The organism is Comamonas sp. B-9, from assembly GCF_000410635.1.
In the GTDB taxonomy this organism is placed as follows: Bacteria; Pseudomonadota; Gammaproteobacteria; order Burkholderiales; family Burkholderiaceae_C; genus Comamonas.
The window spans coordinates 18,716-32,966 of the sequence record NZ_KE148587.1 but is presented as its reverse complement, the minus strand read 5'-3'; the positions used below and the strand labels follow the sequence as shown (position 1 = coordinate 32,966).

Here is a 14,251-nt window from a genome sequence, read left to right as displayed (position 1 = left end):
GCAGACGCCCGCTTGCTCGGCGCTGGATGCGGCGGCGCGCTCGTAGTTCCAGGCCGCCCAGGCCGCCTGGCGCTGGGGCAGCACGGCGCTGTCGGTGTGCAGGACCGCCTCGTTGGGCTGGTAACGGATGCTGCCCAGCACCGCGCGTTCAGCGGCCGTGGCGCCGTCGCCCAGCAGCCGCAAGGCCTGGTCGCTGTGGCAAGCCAGAACCACGGCATCAAACCATTCGGAGCCCTGCGCCATCTGCAGCATGACGCCCTGCGGGTGGCGCTGCAGGCCGAGCACCGGCGTGTTCAGGCGCGCCTCGTGGCGGCCATCCTGCGTCAAACGGGCCAGCAAGCGGCGCACATACTGGCGTGAGCCTCCGCGCACGCTGTACCACTGCGGCCGGTCGCGCACCTGGATCAGGCCGTGGTTGTGGCAGAAGCGAATCATCGTGGCGACGGGGAAGTGCAGCATCTGGTCCGTGGGGCAGGACCAGATGCAGCCCAGCATCGGCAGCAGGTAGTCGCTGCGGAACGCGGCGGAGAATTGGTGCTGGTCCAGGAATGCAGCGATCGAGGCTGTCATCTCGGCCTCGGCCTGGCGCTCGGCGATCTCGGTGGTCAGGCGGTTGAAGCGGGCAATGTCTTGCAGCATGCCCCAAAAGCGCGGGCGCAGCAGGTTGCGTTTTTGGGCAAACACGCTGGCGAGGGAGCGGCCGCTCCATTCCAGCGCAGATGCCCCGTTGGCACCGGGCGCCTGGACGGAGAACGACATCTCGGAGGCCACCGTATCGACGGCCAGGTCCTGAAAGAGCTGGGTCAGCAAGGGGTAGGTGCGGTGGTTGAACACCAGAAAGCCGGTGTCCACGCCGTGCGTGATGCCGTTCAGGCTCAGGTCCACCGTGTTGGCATGGCCGCCGAAATGGCTGCCAGCTTCCAACAGGCAGACCCGGTGCGTTGTCTGCGAACGGGCCAGGTGTGCCGCAGCGGCCAGCCCAGAAATCCCCGATCCGATGACAGCGATGCGTTGCATGAAAGGCCCCTTGTAGATGCCACAGCCAAACGTTTGAACCTAGTAGATCAATTGTTGAACTTATGAGTTCACACTATAAACCACAAATGTCAAAAATGCACCATTTAGTCTTCTTCATGACCTGCGACGTCATAAAATGGCGGCATGAATGCTCGGTCTGCCATCAAGGAACAAATACAGCGTGTGCGTGAAGAGGCCATCGTGACGGCGGTGAACCGCCTGCTCGCGACCAAGGGCTACGACGCGATGACGGTCGATGAGGTGGCGGCGGAGGCGGGCATGGCCAAGGCCAGCCTCTACAAGCTGTTCACGTCGAAGGAGGAACTGGCGGGCGCTGCGATGGTCGGGGTGCTGGACCGCGCCTTGGCCTTTGTCGATGGCTTGCGCAGCGCGGCCGATGCGGCGGCCGAAGCAGGCCAGCCGATCGCGGCGCTGGAGCAGTTGAAGGCGGTGGTGCGCTGGGCCATGCGCACCCAGCTGGAAGGGCAGATGCCGTCGCTGCCCGCGCAAAACTCCAACCTCAGCGCCTCGCTGCAGTCCAACGATGCCTATATGGACCGGCTGATTGCGCTGAGCAACCGGCTGAGCATCTGGATCACCGAGGCCCAGACCCGCGGCCAACTGCCCCAACACTTGCCTGCTGAGCTGGTGCTCTACACCTTGTTTGCCCGTGCCTGCGATCCGGTGCTGGGTCTGCTCAAGGACTCGGGCCAGTACAGCGATGACCAGATCATCGACTGGGTGACGGGCACCACCTTCTACGGTCTGGCCGGGCCGGCGGTGGCGCCTGGTGCGGCCCCTAGCGCTTGACCGAGGCGTTGCGCCGCAGCCAGCGCATCAACAGGCCAATTGCCGGTAATTTCTCGTACAGCTCTTCTGCCGCGTCCCAGTAGTCGCGGTGCTGGGCCACGCGCCCGTGGGCATCGATGCGCAGCAACGAGGCGCCGTAGATGCACTGGGGCGCTTGCGCGTTCCAGCTGCGAAAGCGAAAGCGAAACTCCCACTCCAGGGCTGCCCGATCGCCCTGCACCAGCTGCTGGGTGACGATGAAGCGCGGCTCCTGCAGCGTCTCAAACATATGCGCAAAAATGGCGCGGATATCCGCGACGCCGCGCACCTCGTTGAACGGGTCCTTGAAAAAGGCATCTGCAGCGTAGTAGTCGCCCAGCTGCGCGAGGTTCTCGGGCGCGAGGGACTCGTAGAACGTCACCAGCCGCTGCACCCCGGCTGCGGTGAGATCGGAATCCGAAGTCATGGCGGACATCGTTGTGCTCCTATGGGGGACGATCTGAGCGGCGTGCGGCAGGCCGCTGCGCGCAGCAGCTAGCCCCGTGATTCTCGCTTGCCGCTGGCCTTGTTCCAGTAGCCAAACTCGTCCTCATGCACCTCATAGTCGAGCTCCTGCAGGCGCTCATGCAGGCGGGCCTGGGCGTCGGCCACGCCCTGGTTGTAGAGGCTGGGGCCGATTTCCTTCAGGAAGAAGCCGAGCAGCGCGGCGGCAGTCATATTGCCGATGCGCTCGCCCTGGGTCTGCTCGAAGTAGCGTTCGATGGATTGGACGGCACGGTCGTGCACGTCCTTTTTGAGTTCAATAGCCATATGCAGATTTACAGAGGTCCATCGACCGGCTCGGCCAGGAAGCCGCCGCTCTGGTGGGCCCAGAGCTTGGCGTAGATGCCGCCTTGGGCGAGCAGTTGCTGGTGGCTGCCTTGCTCGATGATCTGGCCCTTGTCCATGACGATCAGGCGGTCCATCGCGGCGATGGTGGACAGGCGGTGCGCAATGGCGATGACGGTCTTGCCATGCATGAGGCTGTCCAGGCTCTCCTGGATGGCGGCTTCGACCTCGCTGTCGAGCGCGCTGGTGGCTTCGTCCAGCAGCAGGATGGGCGCGTCTTTGAGCATCACGCGGGCAATGGCCACGCGCTGGCGCTGACCGCCCGAGAGCTTGACGCCGCGCTCGCCCACCTGGGCGTCGTAGCCGGTGCGGCCAAAGCGGTCACTCAGCGTGGCGATAAAGTCGGATGCCTCGGCACGCTCGGTGGCGCGGCGCATGTCTTCTTCGCTGGCGTCGGGGCGGCCATACAGAATGTTGTCGCGCATCGAGCGGTGCAGCAGCGAGGTGTCTTGCGTCACCATACCGATATTGCTGCGCAGGCTGTCTTGCGTGACCTTGGCAATGTCCTGGCCATCGATGCGGATCTGGCCACCGGCCAGGTCGTGGAAGCGCAGCAGCAGGTTGACCAGGGTCGACTTGCCGGCGCCCGAGCGGCCAATGAGGCCAATGCGCTCGCCGGGGTGGATGGTCAGGTTGAGCTGGTCGATGACCGGGCGGCCGGCATCCTTGTAGGCAAAGCTGACGTTGTCGAACTCGATGCGGCCTTGCTGCACCACCAGCGGCTTGGCACCGCTGGCATCGACGATGCTGCGCGGCTTGGTCAAGGTGTTGATGCCGTCCTGGATGGTGCCCACGTTCTCAAACAGGCCCGTCATCTGCCACATCACCCAGTGCGAATAGCCCATCAGGCGCAGCGCCATCGCGATCACGGCGGCCACCACACCGGCGCTGGCCTGGCCGTTCAACCACAGGTAGAGCGCCGTGCCCGAGGCGCCCAGCAGCAGCAGCGTGATCATCAGGTGGTTGGTGATCTCGAACAGGCTCACCAGGCGCATCTGGGCATGGCCGGTCTGCTTGAAGGCTTCCATCGCGCTGCGGGCGTAGTCGGCCTCGCGCTTGGTGTGGGCGAACAGCTTGACGGTGGCGATATTGGTATAGGCGTCGGTCACGCGGCCGGTCATCATCGAGCGCGCATCGGCCTGGGCCTTGCCGATCTTGCCCAGGCGCGGCACAAAGTAGAAGCAGGCGCCGATATAGGCGAGCAGCCACAGCAGGAAGGGCAGCATCAGCCGCCACTCAAAGCTGGCCGCCAGGATCAGGATGCCGATCATGTAGACGCTCACGCCCACCAGCACATCGACGATCATGAACACCACTTCGCGCACGGACAGCGCCGTCTGCATGATCTTGGTCGTAATGCGGCCGGCAAACTCGTCGGCGTAGAAGGACATGCTCTGGCCCAGCATCAGGCGGTGGAACACCCAGCGCAGCCGCATCGGAAAATTGATGGCCAGCACCTGGTGCATCACCTGGGTGTGCAGTGCCAGCAGCAGCACGCTGCCCAGCAAGATGCCGGCAATGCCCAGTGCCGTGCGGCCTTGCTCGGCCCAGAAGTTGTTGGGCGACATGGTCGCCAGCCAATCGACCACATGGCCCATCACTGCAAACAGCATGGCCTCGTACATGGCCAGCAGCGCCGAGGTGGCCGTGAGCAGGCCGATCCAGCCCCGCATGCCCTGCGTACAGGCCCACATGAAAGCAAAAAACCCCTTGGGCGGAACCTGGGGCTCGGCGCTGGGATAGGGCGGCACCCGCCGCTCGAAAAACGAAAACATGCACTGATCTCCTGCAATGGGGCTGGGCCTTGGGTCTTGGAAAAGTTGCTTGGCCTGCCCCGGTGCTGCATGGTAAGCAGCTTAGAAACTGTTGATATTGACAGTGGTAACAACCCCGATCCGGCAAGTCTAGCGGCGGCTGCGACCCCCTTGGCGGGTGGCCAACATAGCCCTAGAGGGGCGGGTGTCTTTGTGTCGGCGAATCGTCACCTGGGCGTCAATCTTGCAGCCTATGGGCTTGCAAAAAACCATAGGTGTGTTCACCAATGCGCAGCCCGCACACAGTTTCTAAGATAGCGGCTTTTGACACGAGGTGCTACTGATGCCACACAAATCGACAACAATGCTGCAGGTGTCCCAAGCGTCCCGCTGGCGGCTTCCCGCACTGAGTGCTGTGACCCTGGCGGTCACGCTGAGCCTGGGCGCTTGCGCCAGCGGCCCCCAAAACACCCAAGCCGCAGCAGCGGCCCCTGCCGTTGCCGCCGCACCTGCTGCAGCGCCAGCGGCTGCGCCTCAGGTGGCACAACAAGGCCAGCGCAATGTGGTCGTGCTGGCCACCGGCGGCACGATTGCCGGCGCCGGTGCATCGGCAATGAACAGCGCCACCTACAGCGCCGCCAAGGTGCCGGTGGACAAGCTGCTCGCCGGCCTGCCTGAGCTGTCCAAGGTGGCCCAGGTGCGCGGTGAGCAGGTCTTCCAGATTGCCTCCGAGAGCTTTACCAACGACAACCTGCTGGTGCTGGCCAAGCGCGTCTCCGCGCTGGTCAAGCAGCCCGATGTGGATGGCGTGGTCATCACCCACGGCACCGACACGCTGGCCGAGACGGCCTATTTCCTGAGCCTGACGGTGCACACCAACAAGCCCATCGTGGTCGTGGGCTCGATGCGCCCCGGCACCGCGCTGTCGGCCGATGGCGCGCTGAACCTGGTCAACGCCGTGAGCGTGGCAGCGTCCAAGGATGCCGAGGGCAAGGGCGTGGTCGTGACGATGAACGACGAGATCCAGACCGCGCGTGATGTGAACAAGGATGTGAACATCAAGACCAGCGCGTTCCAAAGCCAGTGGGGCCCGCTGGGCATGGTGGTGGAAGGCAAGAATTACTGGTTCCGTGCGCCGATCAAGCGCCACACGATGCAGTCCGAGTTCAACATCGACACCATCTCCAGCCTGCCTGCTGTCGAAGTGGTCTACAGCTACGGCAATGTGCCGCGCACCGCGATTGATGCCTTCGTCGGCACCGGCGCCAAGGCGATCGTGCATGCCGGTACCGGCAATGGCTCGGTGGCCGACCGCATCGTCCCCGCACTGCAGGAAGCGCGCAGCAAGGGCGTGCAGGTGATCCGCTCGGCGCGCGTGCCTTATGGCTTTGTGCTGCGCAATGCAGAGCAGCCCGATGACAAGTACGACTGGGTGGTTGCGCATGACCTGCGCCCTGAGAAAGCCCGCTTGCTGGCAGCGCTGGCGCTGACCAAGACCAACGACCCCAAGGAAATCCAGCGCATTTTCTGGGAATATTGATCGCCAGCATGCCCGGCTGAGGCGGGGCACTGGCTTCAATAGGTATCTATCAAGGACAGCTGCGGCTGTCCTTTTTGCTGTCCGCTGTATCGCTTGCCAGCGGCAGTGGGGCCCGCTGCCAATGTCACAATCGCTGCATTTAGAGGAGCAAAAAAGATGGCGCATGCGTGGACCCGAATCAGCTACGAAGGCTTTGCCGCCTGGTGTGCCCAGTGGCCCGATGGTTCGTCGGCCGTGGTGGCCGAGCAGGGCGCGCAGCTGCTGTCCTGGAAGACGGCCGGTGGCCGCGAGCACCTGTACCTGAGCCCGGCCAGCCTGCGCGATGGCCAGGCGGCGATTCGCGGCGGCGTGCCGGTCTGCTTTCCGCAGTTCAACACGCGCGGGCCGCTGCCCAAGCATGGCTTTGCACGCAACCTGCCCTGGCAGATGCGGGAGGCCGATGACGCCGGCATCGTGATGCAGCTGGCGGACAGCGAGGCCACGCGGGCCTTCTGGCCCCATGCCTTTGAGGCCCGGTTGCGCATTGGCGTGCAGGCGGGCAGCCTGTCGATTCGCCTCGATGTGCAGAACACCGGCGATGTAGCTTGGTCCATGACCTGCGCGCTGCACAGCTACCTGCAGGTGGACGATGTGGCGCAAACGCGGTTGTCCGGCCTGCAGGGCCTGGCCTGCTGGGATGCGCTGGCGGACACCCGCTTTGTGCAGCCGCAGGGCGATGTGGGCTTTGCCGCGACCACCGAGCAGGGCTTTGACCGGGTGTTCTCCACGCCGGGCGCAGCGGGCACGGTGCTGCAGTTGCAGCAGCCCGATGTGCCCGCCGGCCGCCGGCTGGAAATTCGCCACAGCAGCACGGCCAGCGAAATCGTTGTCTGGAACCCGGGCGTGCTTCTGAGCCACAGTCTGGCCGATATGCCCGATGACGGCTGGCGCCAGATGCTGTGTGTGGAGGCGGCCAGCATCGACACGCCGGTGCGGCTGGCGCCAGGCCAGCAATGGTCGATCAGCCAGACCCTGACCCTGGCCTGAGACTGGGCCAGCTAGCTGGAAACACAAGCGCTGTGGCGGAATTGTGGGCGGCCACTACCGCAGACCAGGGGAAAACCCGATAATGGCGGCCTTGTCATTGTCGGCATGGCGCTTGCGGCCATGCTTTTTTGTTTATGCCGGGTTCTGGGTCTTCCTCTTCTTCCGCGCCAGTCAATGAACTGCGCCGTGATCTCAAGGCGCGCCATTTGTCGATGATTGCCATTGGTGGCTCCATCGGCACGGGGCTGTTTGTGGCCTCGGGCGCCACCATTGCGCAGGCGGGGCCCGGCGGCGCGCTGCTGGCCTATGGTGTCATCGGCCTGATGGTCTACTTTTTGATGACCAGCCTGGGCGAGCTGGCGGCCTTCATGCCGGTGTCGGGCTCGTTTGCCACCTATGGCGCGCGCTATGTGGACGAGGGCTTTGGCTTCGCGCTGGGCTGGAACTACTGGTACAACTGGGCGATCACGATTGCGGTCGATCTGGTGGCCTCGCAGCTGGTGATGGCCTACTGGTTCCCCGATGTGCCGGGCTACTGGTGGAGCGCGCTGTTCCTGCTGCTGATGGTGGCCCTCAATGCCATCTCGGTGCGCGGTTTTGGCGAGGCCGAGTACTGGTTTGCGGCGATCAAGGTGACGACGGTACTGGTCTTCATCGCGCTGGGCGTGGCGATGATTTTTGGCATTCTGCGCGGCGGCCCGACGGATGGCGTCTGGGGCGCGATCGCCAACTGGCAGGTGGCCGATGCGCCGTTTGCCGGTGGCTTTGCGGCCCTGATCGGTGTGGCGATGATCGTGGGCTTTTCCTTCCAGGGCACCGAGCTCATCGGCATTGCGGCGGCCGAGTCCGAGAACCCCGCCAAGAACATTCCGCGCGCGGTGCGCCAGGTGTTCTGGCGCATTCTGCTGTTCTATGTGCTGGCGATTGCGGTGATCGGCTCGCTGGTCAGTTACACTGACCCGCATCTGCTGCGCAATGACATCGGCGATATCAGCGTCAGCCCCTTCACCCTGGTGTTCCAGAAGGCGGGCCTGCTGTCGGCGGCCGTCATCATGAATGCCGTGGTGCTGACTTCGGTGCTGTCGGCCGGCAACTCGGGTATGTATGCCTCCACCCGCATGCTCTACACGCTGGCCTGCCAGGGCATGGCGCCGCGCATTTTTGGCCGCCTCTCGCGCCATGGCGTGCCGGTGATGGCCTTGCTGGCGACCACGGTGATGGCCGGGCTGTGCTTTTTCAGCTTTTTGTTCAGCCCGCAGACCGTCTACCTGTGGCTGCTCAACCTCTCGGGCATGACCGGCTTTATCGCCTGGCTGGGCATTGCCATCAGCCACTACCGCTTCCGTAAGGGCTTTCTGGCGCAGGGCCATGATGTGTCGCAGCTGCCCTATGTCTCGCCCTGGTTCCCGTTTGGTCCCATCTTTGCGTTTGTGCTCTGCCTGGTCATCACCCTGGGCCAGAACTACGAGGCCTTCCTGAAGGACCATATCGACTGGGGAGGCGTGGTCGCCACCTATATCGGCCTGCCGGTGTTCCTGCTGATCTGGTGGGGCTACCGCTGGGCCAAAGGCAGCCGCACCGTGGCCTATGCCGATATGCGTTTTGATGGCCAGGTGGAGAGCGTGAAGTAAATCGGCTGTCTACTCTGGTGGCCCGTAGATAGCAAAAGGCGAGTCGGAGGACTCGCTTTTTTTTGTGGTTGATCGCCAGCGGCCTTATTCGCTGCGTGGCACCGGTTGGCGGCCAATCGACACATAGCCCAGGCCATAACCGGCTACCAGGGCCGGGTCATAGAGATTGCGGCCGTCAAAAACCATGCGGTCGCGCAAGCGCTGGGCCAGCTGGCCAAAATCGGGCGCGCGGAAGATCTGCCACTCGGTGACGATGGCCAGGCAGTCGGCGCCTTGCAGGGTGGCCTCGGGGTCGGCAGCCAGCACCAGGTCGCTGCGCTCGCCATAAATGCGCTGGGCTTCCTGCATCGCGACGGGGTCATAGGCCTGTACGCGGGCGCCTGCGGCCCACAGCGATTCCAGCAAGTTGCGGCTGGGCGCCTCGCGCATGTCATCGGTATTGGGCTTGAAGGCCAGGCCCCACAGCGCAATCGTCTTGCCCTGCAACTGGCCGCCGTAGAAGGCGCTGATGCGCTCGAACAGCACGTTGCGCTGGGCTTCGTTGCGGGCTTCGACGGCGTTGAGCAGCAGGGGATCAAAGCCGATCTCCTCGGCGGTGCGCACCAGGGCCTTCACATCCTTGGGGAAGCAGCTGCCGCCGTAGCCCACCCCCGGGTAGATAAAGTGGTAGCCAATGCGCGGATCGCTGCCAATGCCGCGGCGCACCGCTTCCACATTGGCGCCCAGGCGCTCGGCCAGGTTGGCGATCTCGTTCATGAAGCTGATCTTGGTGGCCAGCATCGCATTGGCGGCGTACTTGGTCAGCTCGGCACTCCGCACATCCATCACCACGATCTTGTCGTGGTTGCGGTTGAAGGGCGCATACAGCTCGCGCAGCCGCGCCTCGGACGCGGGGTTGCTGGTGCCGATGATGATGCGGTCGGGCCGCTGGCAGTCGGCCACGGCCGCGCCTTCCTTGAGGAATTCCGGGTTGGAGACCACGTCGAAGCCGTGGCTGGCGCCGCGAGCTGCCAGGCCCTCGGCAATGACGGCGCGTACCTTGTCGGCCGTGCCCACCGGCACGGTGGATTTGTTGATGACGATGCGCGGGCCATCCATGTGCTGGGCAATGGTGCGGGCCACGGCCAGCACATACTGCAGGTCGGCGCTGCCGTCTTCGTCAGGGGGCGTGCCCACTGCTAAAAAGATGACCTCGCTGTGCGCCACGCCTTGGGCTGCATCGGTGGTAAAGCGCAAGCGGCCGTTGGCATGGTTGCTGGTGACCAGCTTGTCCAGGCCCGGCTCATGGATGGGGATCTGGCCGGCCTGCAGCGCGGCGACCTTGGCGGCATCGACATCGACACAGAGCACCTGGTGGCCGACATCGGCCAGCACGGCACCTTGAACAAGACCGACATAGCCGGTTCCAAAAACAGTGACTTTCATACGCGGTAGAACGAGCGGTACCAGTCGACAAAGCGCTGGATTCCGTCTGTGACAGTGAAAGAAGGGGCGAACTGCACCCAGGCCTGCAAGGCCCGGGTGTCGGCCGAGGTGCTGTGCATGTCGCCCGGCTGGATAGGCAGCATGCGCTTGTTCGCCTGAATGCCCAGGGCAGACTCCAGTGTGGCGATGTAGTCCATCAGCACGGTGGGCTGGCTGTTGCCGATATTGAAGATGCGGTAGGGCGCGGTGCTGGTGCCCGGGTTGGGCTGCAGCGCGTCATAGTGGCTGTCTGGCGTGGCCGGTTTGTCCAGCACACGCAGAATGCCTTCGACGATGTCGTCGATAAAGGTGAAATCGCGCACCAGCTGGCCATTGCCGTAAACATCGATGGTCTCGCCCGCCAGGATGGCCTTGGTGAACTTGAACAAGGCCATGTCCGGCCGGCCCCAGGGCCCGTAGACCGTGAAAAAGCGCAGTCCGGTGGTGGGCATCTGGTAGAGGTGCGAGTAGGTGTGGGCCATCAGCTCATTGGCCTTCTTGGTGGCCGCGTAGTAGCTGATCGGGTGGTCCACCGCATCGCTCTCGGCGTAGGGCATCTTGGCATTGCCGCCATAGACGCTGGAACTGCTGGCATAGACCAGGTGCGCCACCTGGTGCTTGCGGCAGCCCTGCAGCACGTGGCCAAAGCCCAGCAGGTTCGAATCCGTGTAGTCGTCGGGCTGGTCGATGGAGTAGCGCACCCCTGCCTGGGCGGCCAGGTGCAGCACGCGCTGGGGCTTAACCCCATCAAACAGCGCAGCCATGCCAGCGCGGTCGGCCAGATCGAGCTGGATAAAGCGGAAATTGGGATGGCTTTGCAGCTGCGCGAGCCGGGCCTCTTTGAGCGCAACATCGTAGTAGCTGTTGAGGTTGTCGATGCCGACAACGGGCAGGCCGCGCTCCAGCAGGCGCAAGGCGCAATGCATGCCGATAAAACCGGCAGCGCCGGTGACGAGAACAGGTTTCATGGTGTGATGGGTGCGGGCAGCCACACAAATTGGTAGTGCATGGGTGGCGTGCTGGCACGCATATGGGAAAACGGAAGGGTCAGATCTTGCACGGACACGCCGGGCGCCGCAGCCAGCACCGGCTCCCACCAGGCGGGTGTGGCCTTGTCCATGCGGGCAATGTACAGCAGGCCGCGGCCGGTGTGCGCGGCCTTGGCGCGGGCTTGAGCCAGGCAGTCGGCCATGCGGCCAAACTCGGCCGTGCAGGCAGTGGCATAGGCCCCGGGGTTGCGCGAGCGCAGCATGGCAGCGACCATATTGTCCGAGCCGACGATGACGCCTTGGCCGTCATAACCCGCAGCCGCCAGCGCGGCGCTCAGCTGCGCGACGGGGTGGTTGAGCTCGTCGGGATCCTTGCGCAGGTTGGACTGCCAGGGGCGCACCGTTGCCAAGGTCAGGAAGACCAGCGCAAACACCAGCACCGTGGTGGTGTAGCCCCGGCCCACGCCATCGGCCAGCAGACGCGGGCGCCAGACATACAAGGCCAGCGGCGCCACGGCCGTCAGCGGCAGCACCCAGCGCTGCTTGAAGCTGCTGACATCGCCCACCAGCACCATGCCCACCAGGATCGCAAACACCAGCGCCAGGTAGCGCCACAGCAGTGGCCAGGCCCAGATGCGCCATTCAGGTGTAGCGAGATCTGCGGCAGGCAATGGGGTGGGGTCAGCCTTCCACAAACGGCTGCGGTAGCTGGCCAGGCTGACCAGCAGCCACAGCCCCAGGGTCGAGAACACGGCCGTCGCCAGCGCGCCCAGGCCCTTGAGGTGGGAGACCTGGGTGGAGATGTCCATCTTGTGGATGGTCTCGGTGGTGGCCTCACGCCAGTGCTGCAGCAGCCAAAAGCCGTGCGGCGCAAAGATCAGCAGGCCAATCAGCGGCGCGAGCCACCAGCCCCGGCCCAGCAGCGCGCGGCGCACCTGGGGCACGCTGAAGGCGGCCACGGCAAACACGCCGATCAGCATCGCAAAACTGTATTTGGCCAGCATGCCCACGCCGCAGAAGATGCCCAGGCCGACAAAATTGACCAAAGCTGGCGCGCGCACCTGGCGCAGGGCCATCCACCAGGCGCCAAAGGCCATTGCGGTGACCAGGATGGTGTGGGTCTGGTCGCGCACGCTGTCCCAGCCAAAGGGCAGCATCAGCAGCAGGCCACCGGCGACCCAGAAGGCGCCCTTGGCCGGCAGCAGCGCGCGGCCGGTTTGCCAGGCCAGCACATAGGTCAGCACGATCAGGCTGTGCTTGACCAGCGACAGCGACAGCACCGTGGGCCCCAGCAACTGGCCCACCAGCCATTGCAGCCAGCTGTAGGCGGGCGGCTGGGCGCCGTAGCCCAGCAGGAACTGCTGGGACCAGAGGATTTGTTCGGATTCGTCCCATTTCATGCCGTCCGAGATGGCCACGCGCGAGATGACATGTGCACAGGCCAGCACCAGCACCCAGGCCAAGGGGTGGCGGTAGAGCTGGGACTGCCAATCTTTGGCGGGGGAGGGGGACGCAGACGTCATGGCAGAAACACGAAATGCAGGTGCATACAGGGCCCGCAGCCCCAAGGCGCGGCACCAGCCTGTCGCATCAGCAGCAGAGGAAAGAGCGGATCAGGTAGTATAGGCGACCACTGTTTTACCAATGCCACAAGAGTCGCCAACCCCGGTTGGGCTGCGCCGCATGCCGGTTCCGGTCTCGGTCCAGCCGCCTGTTTGAGCGGCTTTTTGCAATGTGCCCTCTATGTCTCCTGCTGTTTCCATCGTCGTCCCCATCTACAACGAGTTCGACAATCTGATCGCCCTGGTCGACCGGATTGACGCGGCCATGCGCTCGCAGCCGCTGAGCTATGAGCTGATTGCCGTCGACGATGGCTCCAAGGACGACAGCGCCAAGCGCCTGCTGGAGCTGGCTGCCACGCGCCCCTGGCTGCGCCCGGTGATCCTGGCGCGCAACTACGGCCAATCCAGCGCGCTGCAGGCCGGTTTTGACCGGGTGCAAGGCCGCTATGTGGTGACCCTGGACGCCGACCTGCAAAACGAGCCCGACGACATCCCCCTGCTGCTCAACCGCCTGGAGACCGACCCGAGCGTGGACATGGTCTCGGGCTGGCGCAAGGACCGCCAGGATGCGGCCATCTCGCGCAAGCTGCCCTCCAAGATCGCCAATCGTTTGATCTCCAACGCCACCGGCGTGCAGCTGCACGACTATGGCTGCGCGCTCAAGGCCTACCGCCGCCACATCATCGACCGCGTGCACCTCTACGGCGAGCTGCACCGCTTTATCCCGTCGCTGGCGCGCGATGCCGGTGCCCGCATCACCGAAGTGCCGGTGCGCCACCATGCCCGCACGGCGGGTGTGTCCAAGTACGGCATTGACCGCACCTTCCGCGTGATTCTGGATTTGATCCTGATGGTCTTCCTGATGCGTTACCGCCAGCGCCCGCTGCATGCCTTTGGCGGCCTGGGCCTGTGGCTGGCCACGCCGGGCTTTCTGATCCTGGCCTATCTGTTTGTCGTCAAGCTGATGGGCGAGAGCATTGGCGGGCGCCCCTTGCTGATCATCGGCGTGATGCTGGTGCTGATGGGCATGACCTTTGTCGCCGCCGGCCTCATTGGCGAGTTGCTGACCCGCATCTACTACGAGTCGGGCGGTGGTCGCCAGTACTATGCGGACGACTATGTGATCGACGAGACGGGCGAGACCCCCCGCATGGTGCGGCTGGATGCCCACTCCGCGCGCGTGCAAGCTGTGCAGCCTGCTGCCGGTCAGAGTCTTTAAGCGCCCCCTGGTGTGAACCGTACACAAAAAGCCTGCATCAAGGCCTTGTGTGGCGCCGCTTTGCTGGGCGCCGTGGCCTACTTTGCCGACCCTTCTGCCCTTTGGGCCCGGCTGCGTGCGGCCGATGGGCGCTGGCTGCTGGCCGGGCTGGCGGCGGCCATTGCGTCGAACGTGGTCTCTGCATGGCGCTGGCGCGCGCTGGCGCAGTGGCTGGGCGCGCCGATGCGCTGGCCCGATGCGCTGCGCTGGTATTTCCAGGCCATTGGCCTCAATGCCTTGCTGCCCGGCGCCGTGGTGGGCGGCGATGTTTACCGCGCCGTGGTGCTGCAGCGCAGTGGCCAGGGCAAGGCCGCTGCTTCGCTGTCGGTGTTG

Annotated in this window: 13 protein-coding genes; 6 read left to right on the top strand and 7 right to left on the bottom strand. The window is 64.6% G+C overall.

Features of this window, described 5'->3' with window-relative positions; translation table 11 throughout:
- The coding region (locus tag H928_RS27840; RefSeq protein WP_043340191.1) for an NAD(P)/FAD-dependent oxidoreductase at nucleotides 1–1,017 on the bottom strand (1,017 nt) is incomplete at its 3' end.
- A 144-nt stretch (nucleotides 1,018–1,161) separates the two neighbouring features.
- On the opposite strand from H928_RS27840, the gene H928_RS27835 reads away from it, so the two are divergent.
- Nucleotides 1,162–1,827, top strand: a complete 666-nt coding sequence (locus tag H928_RS27835) for a TetR/AcrR family transcriptional regulator (protein WP_021027115.1) — start codon at nucleotides 1,162–1,164, stop codon at nucleotides 1,825–1,827.
- On the opposite strand, the gene H928_RS0114190 is transcribed toward H928_RS27835, so the two are convergent.
- The 3 genes from H928_RS0114190 to H928_RS0114180 are packed head-to-tail and all read right to left on the bottom strand — an operon-like array spanning nucleotide 1,817 to nucleotide 4,469.
- The gene (locus H928_RS0114190) at nucleotides 1,817–2,281 is read right to left on the bottom strand and encodes a nuclear transport factor 2 family protein (RefSeq protein ID WP_027010954.1); all 465 of its coding nucleotides are present in this window, start codon (nucleotides 2,279–2,281) and stop codon (nucleotides 1,817–1,819) included. The genes H928_RS27835 and H928_RS0114190 overlap by 11 nt on opposite strands.
- Before the next feature lie 59 nt (nucleotides 2,282–2,340).
- On the bottom strand, nucleotides 2,341–2,616 hold the full coding sequence (locus H928_RS0114185; RefSeq protein WP_021027113.1) for a DUF2164 domain-containing protein: 276 nt from the start codon (nucleotides 2,614–2,616) through the stop codon (nucleotides 2,341–2,343).
- Nucleotides 2,617–2,624: 8 nt separating this feature from the next.
- Nucleotides 2,625–4,469, bottom strand: a complete 1,845-nt coding sequence (locus tag H928_RS0114180; RefSeq protein ID WP_021027112.1) for an ABC transporter ATP-binding protein — start codon at nucleotides 4,467–4,469, stop codon at nucleotides 2,625–2,627.
- Nucleotides 4,470–4,887: 418 nt separating this feature from the next.
- Here H928_RS0114180 and H928_RS0114175 point away from each other — a divergent pair, with 418 nt between their 5' ends.
- The 3 genes from H928_RS0114175 (at nucleotide 4,888) to H928_RS0114165 (ending at nucleotide 8,645) form a co-directional block, all read left to right on the top strand.
- Entirely contained in the window at nucleotides 4,888–5,988 is a 1,101-nt protein-coding gene (locus H928_RS0114175; RefSeq protein ID WP_052329993.1) for a type II asparaginase, read from the top strand.
- A 156-nt stretch (nucleotides 5,989–6,144) separates the two neighbouring features.
- Nucleotides 6,145–7,014 (top strand): D-hexose-6-phosphate mutarotase, encoded by an 870-nt coding sequence (locus tag H928_RS0114170; RefSeq protein ID WP_021027110.1) that lies wholly within the window; start codon nucleotides 6,145–6,147, stop codon nucleotides 7,012–7,014.
- Between the two features lie 134 nt (nucleotides 7,015–7,148).
- The gene (locus H928_RS0114165; RefSeq protein WP_021027109.1) at nucleotides 7,149–8,645 is read left to right on the top strand and encodes an amino acid permease; all 1,497 of its coding nucleotides are present in this window, start codon (nucleotides 7,149–7,151) and stop codon (nucleotides 8,643–8,645) included.
- 84 nt (nucleotides 8,646–8,729) lie between these two features.
- On the opposite strand, the gene H928_RS0114160 is transcribed toward H928_RS0114165, so the two are convergent.
- From H928_RS0114160 to H928_RS0114150, 3 genes are read right to left on the bottom strand one after another with little or no spacing between them, the layout of a single operon-like run.
- Nucleotides 8,730–10,070: a UDP-glucose/GDP-mannose dehydrogenase family protein gene (locus H928_RS0114160; RefSeq protein WP_021027108.1), complete on the bottom strand. Its 1,341-nt coding sequence runs from the start codon at nucleotides 10,068–10,070 to the stop codon at nucleotides 8,730–8,732.
- Nucleotides 10,067–11,077, bottom strand: a complete 1,011-nt coding sequence (locus H928_RS0114155; protein ID WP_021027107.1) for an NAD-dependent epimerase — start codon at nucleotides 11,075–11,077, stop codon at nucleotides 10,067–10,069. The genes H928_RS0114160 and H928_RS0114155 overlap by 4 nt, the downstream gene beginning before the upstream one ends.
- Nucleotides 11,074–12,621, bottom strand: a complete 1,548-nt coding sequence (locus H928_RS0114150) for a glycosyltransferase family 39 protein (RefSeq protein ID WP_239644969.1) — start codon at nucleotides 12,619–12,621, stop codon at nucleotides 11,074–11,076. The genes H928_RS0114155 and H928_RS0114150 overlap by 4 nt, the downstream gene beginning before the upstream one ends.
- 220 nt (nucleotides 12,622–12,841) lie before the next feature.
- Here H928_RS0114150 and H928_RS27830 point away from each other — a divergent pair, with 220 nt between their 5' ends.
- Together H928_RS27830 and H928_RS33415 are read left to right on the top strand one after the other, a co-directional pair.
- Nucleotides 12,842–13,879, top strand: coding sequence for a glycosyltransferase family 2 protein (locus tag H928_RS27830; protein ID WP_021027105.1), 1,038 nt, complete (start codon nucleotides 12,842–12,844; stop codon nucleotides 13,877–13,879).
- A gap of 12 nt (nucleotides 13,880–13,891) precedes the next feature.
- Nucleotides 13,892–14,251: lysylphosphatidylglycerol synthase transmembrane domain-containing protein (locus H928_RS33415; RefSeq protein WP_021027104.1), on the top strand; the 360-nt coding region annotated here is incomplete at its 3' end.

Bases quoted from the DNA above. Each gene is read 5' to 3' on its own strand.
- H928_RS27835 (WP_021027115.1), top strand. From the start codon at position 1,162: ATGAATGCTCGGTCTGCCATCAAGGAACAAATACAGCGTGTGCGTGAA.
- H928_RS0114190 (WP_027010954.1), bottom strand. From the start codon at position 2,281: ATGTCCGCCATGACTTCGGATTCCGATCTCACCGCAGCCGGGGTGCAG.
- H928_RS0114185 (WP_021027113.1), bottom strand. From the start codon at position 2,616: ATGGCTATTGAACTCAAAAAGGACGTGCACGACCGTGCCGTCCAATCC.
- H928_RS0114180 (WP_021027112.1), bottom strand. From the start codon at position 4,469: ATGTTTTCGTTTTTCGAGCGGCGGGTGCCGCCCTATCCCAGCGCCGAG.
- H928_RS0114170 (WP_021027110.1), top strand. From the start codon at position 6,145: ATGGCGCATGCGTGGACCCGAATCAGCTACGAAGGCTTTGCCGCCTGG.
- H928_RS0114165 (WP_021027109.1), top strand. From the start codon at position 7,149: ATGCCGGGTTCTGGGTCTTCCTCTTCTTCCGCGCCAGTCAATGAACTG.
- H928_RS0114160 (WP_021027108.1), bottom strand. From the start codon at position 10,070: ATGAAAGTCACTGTTTTTGGAACCGGCTATGTCGGTCTTGTTCAAGGT.
- H928_RS0114155 (WP_021027107.1), bottom strand. From the start codon at position 11,077: ATGAAACCTGTTCTCGTCACCGGCGCTGCCGGTTTTATCGGCATGCAT.
- H928_RS0114150 (WP_239644969.1), bottom strand. From the start codon at position 12,621: ATGACGTCTGCGTCCCCCTCCCCCGCCAAAGATTGGCAGTCCCAGCTC.
- H928_RS27830 (WP_021027105.1), top strand. From the start codon at position 12,842: ATGTCTCCTGCTGTTTCCATCGTCGTCCCCATCTACAACGAGTTCGAC.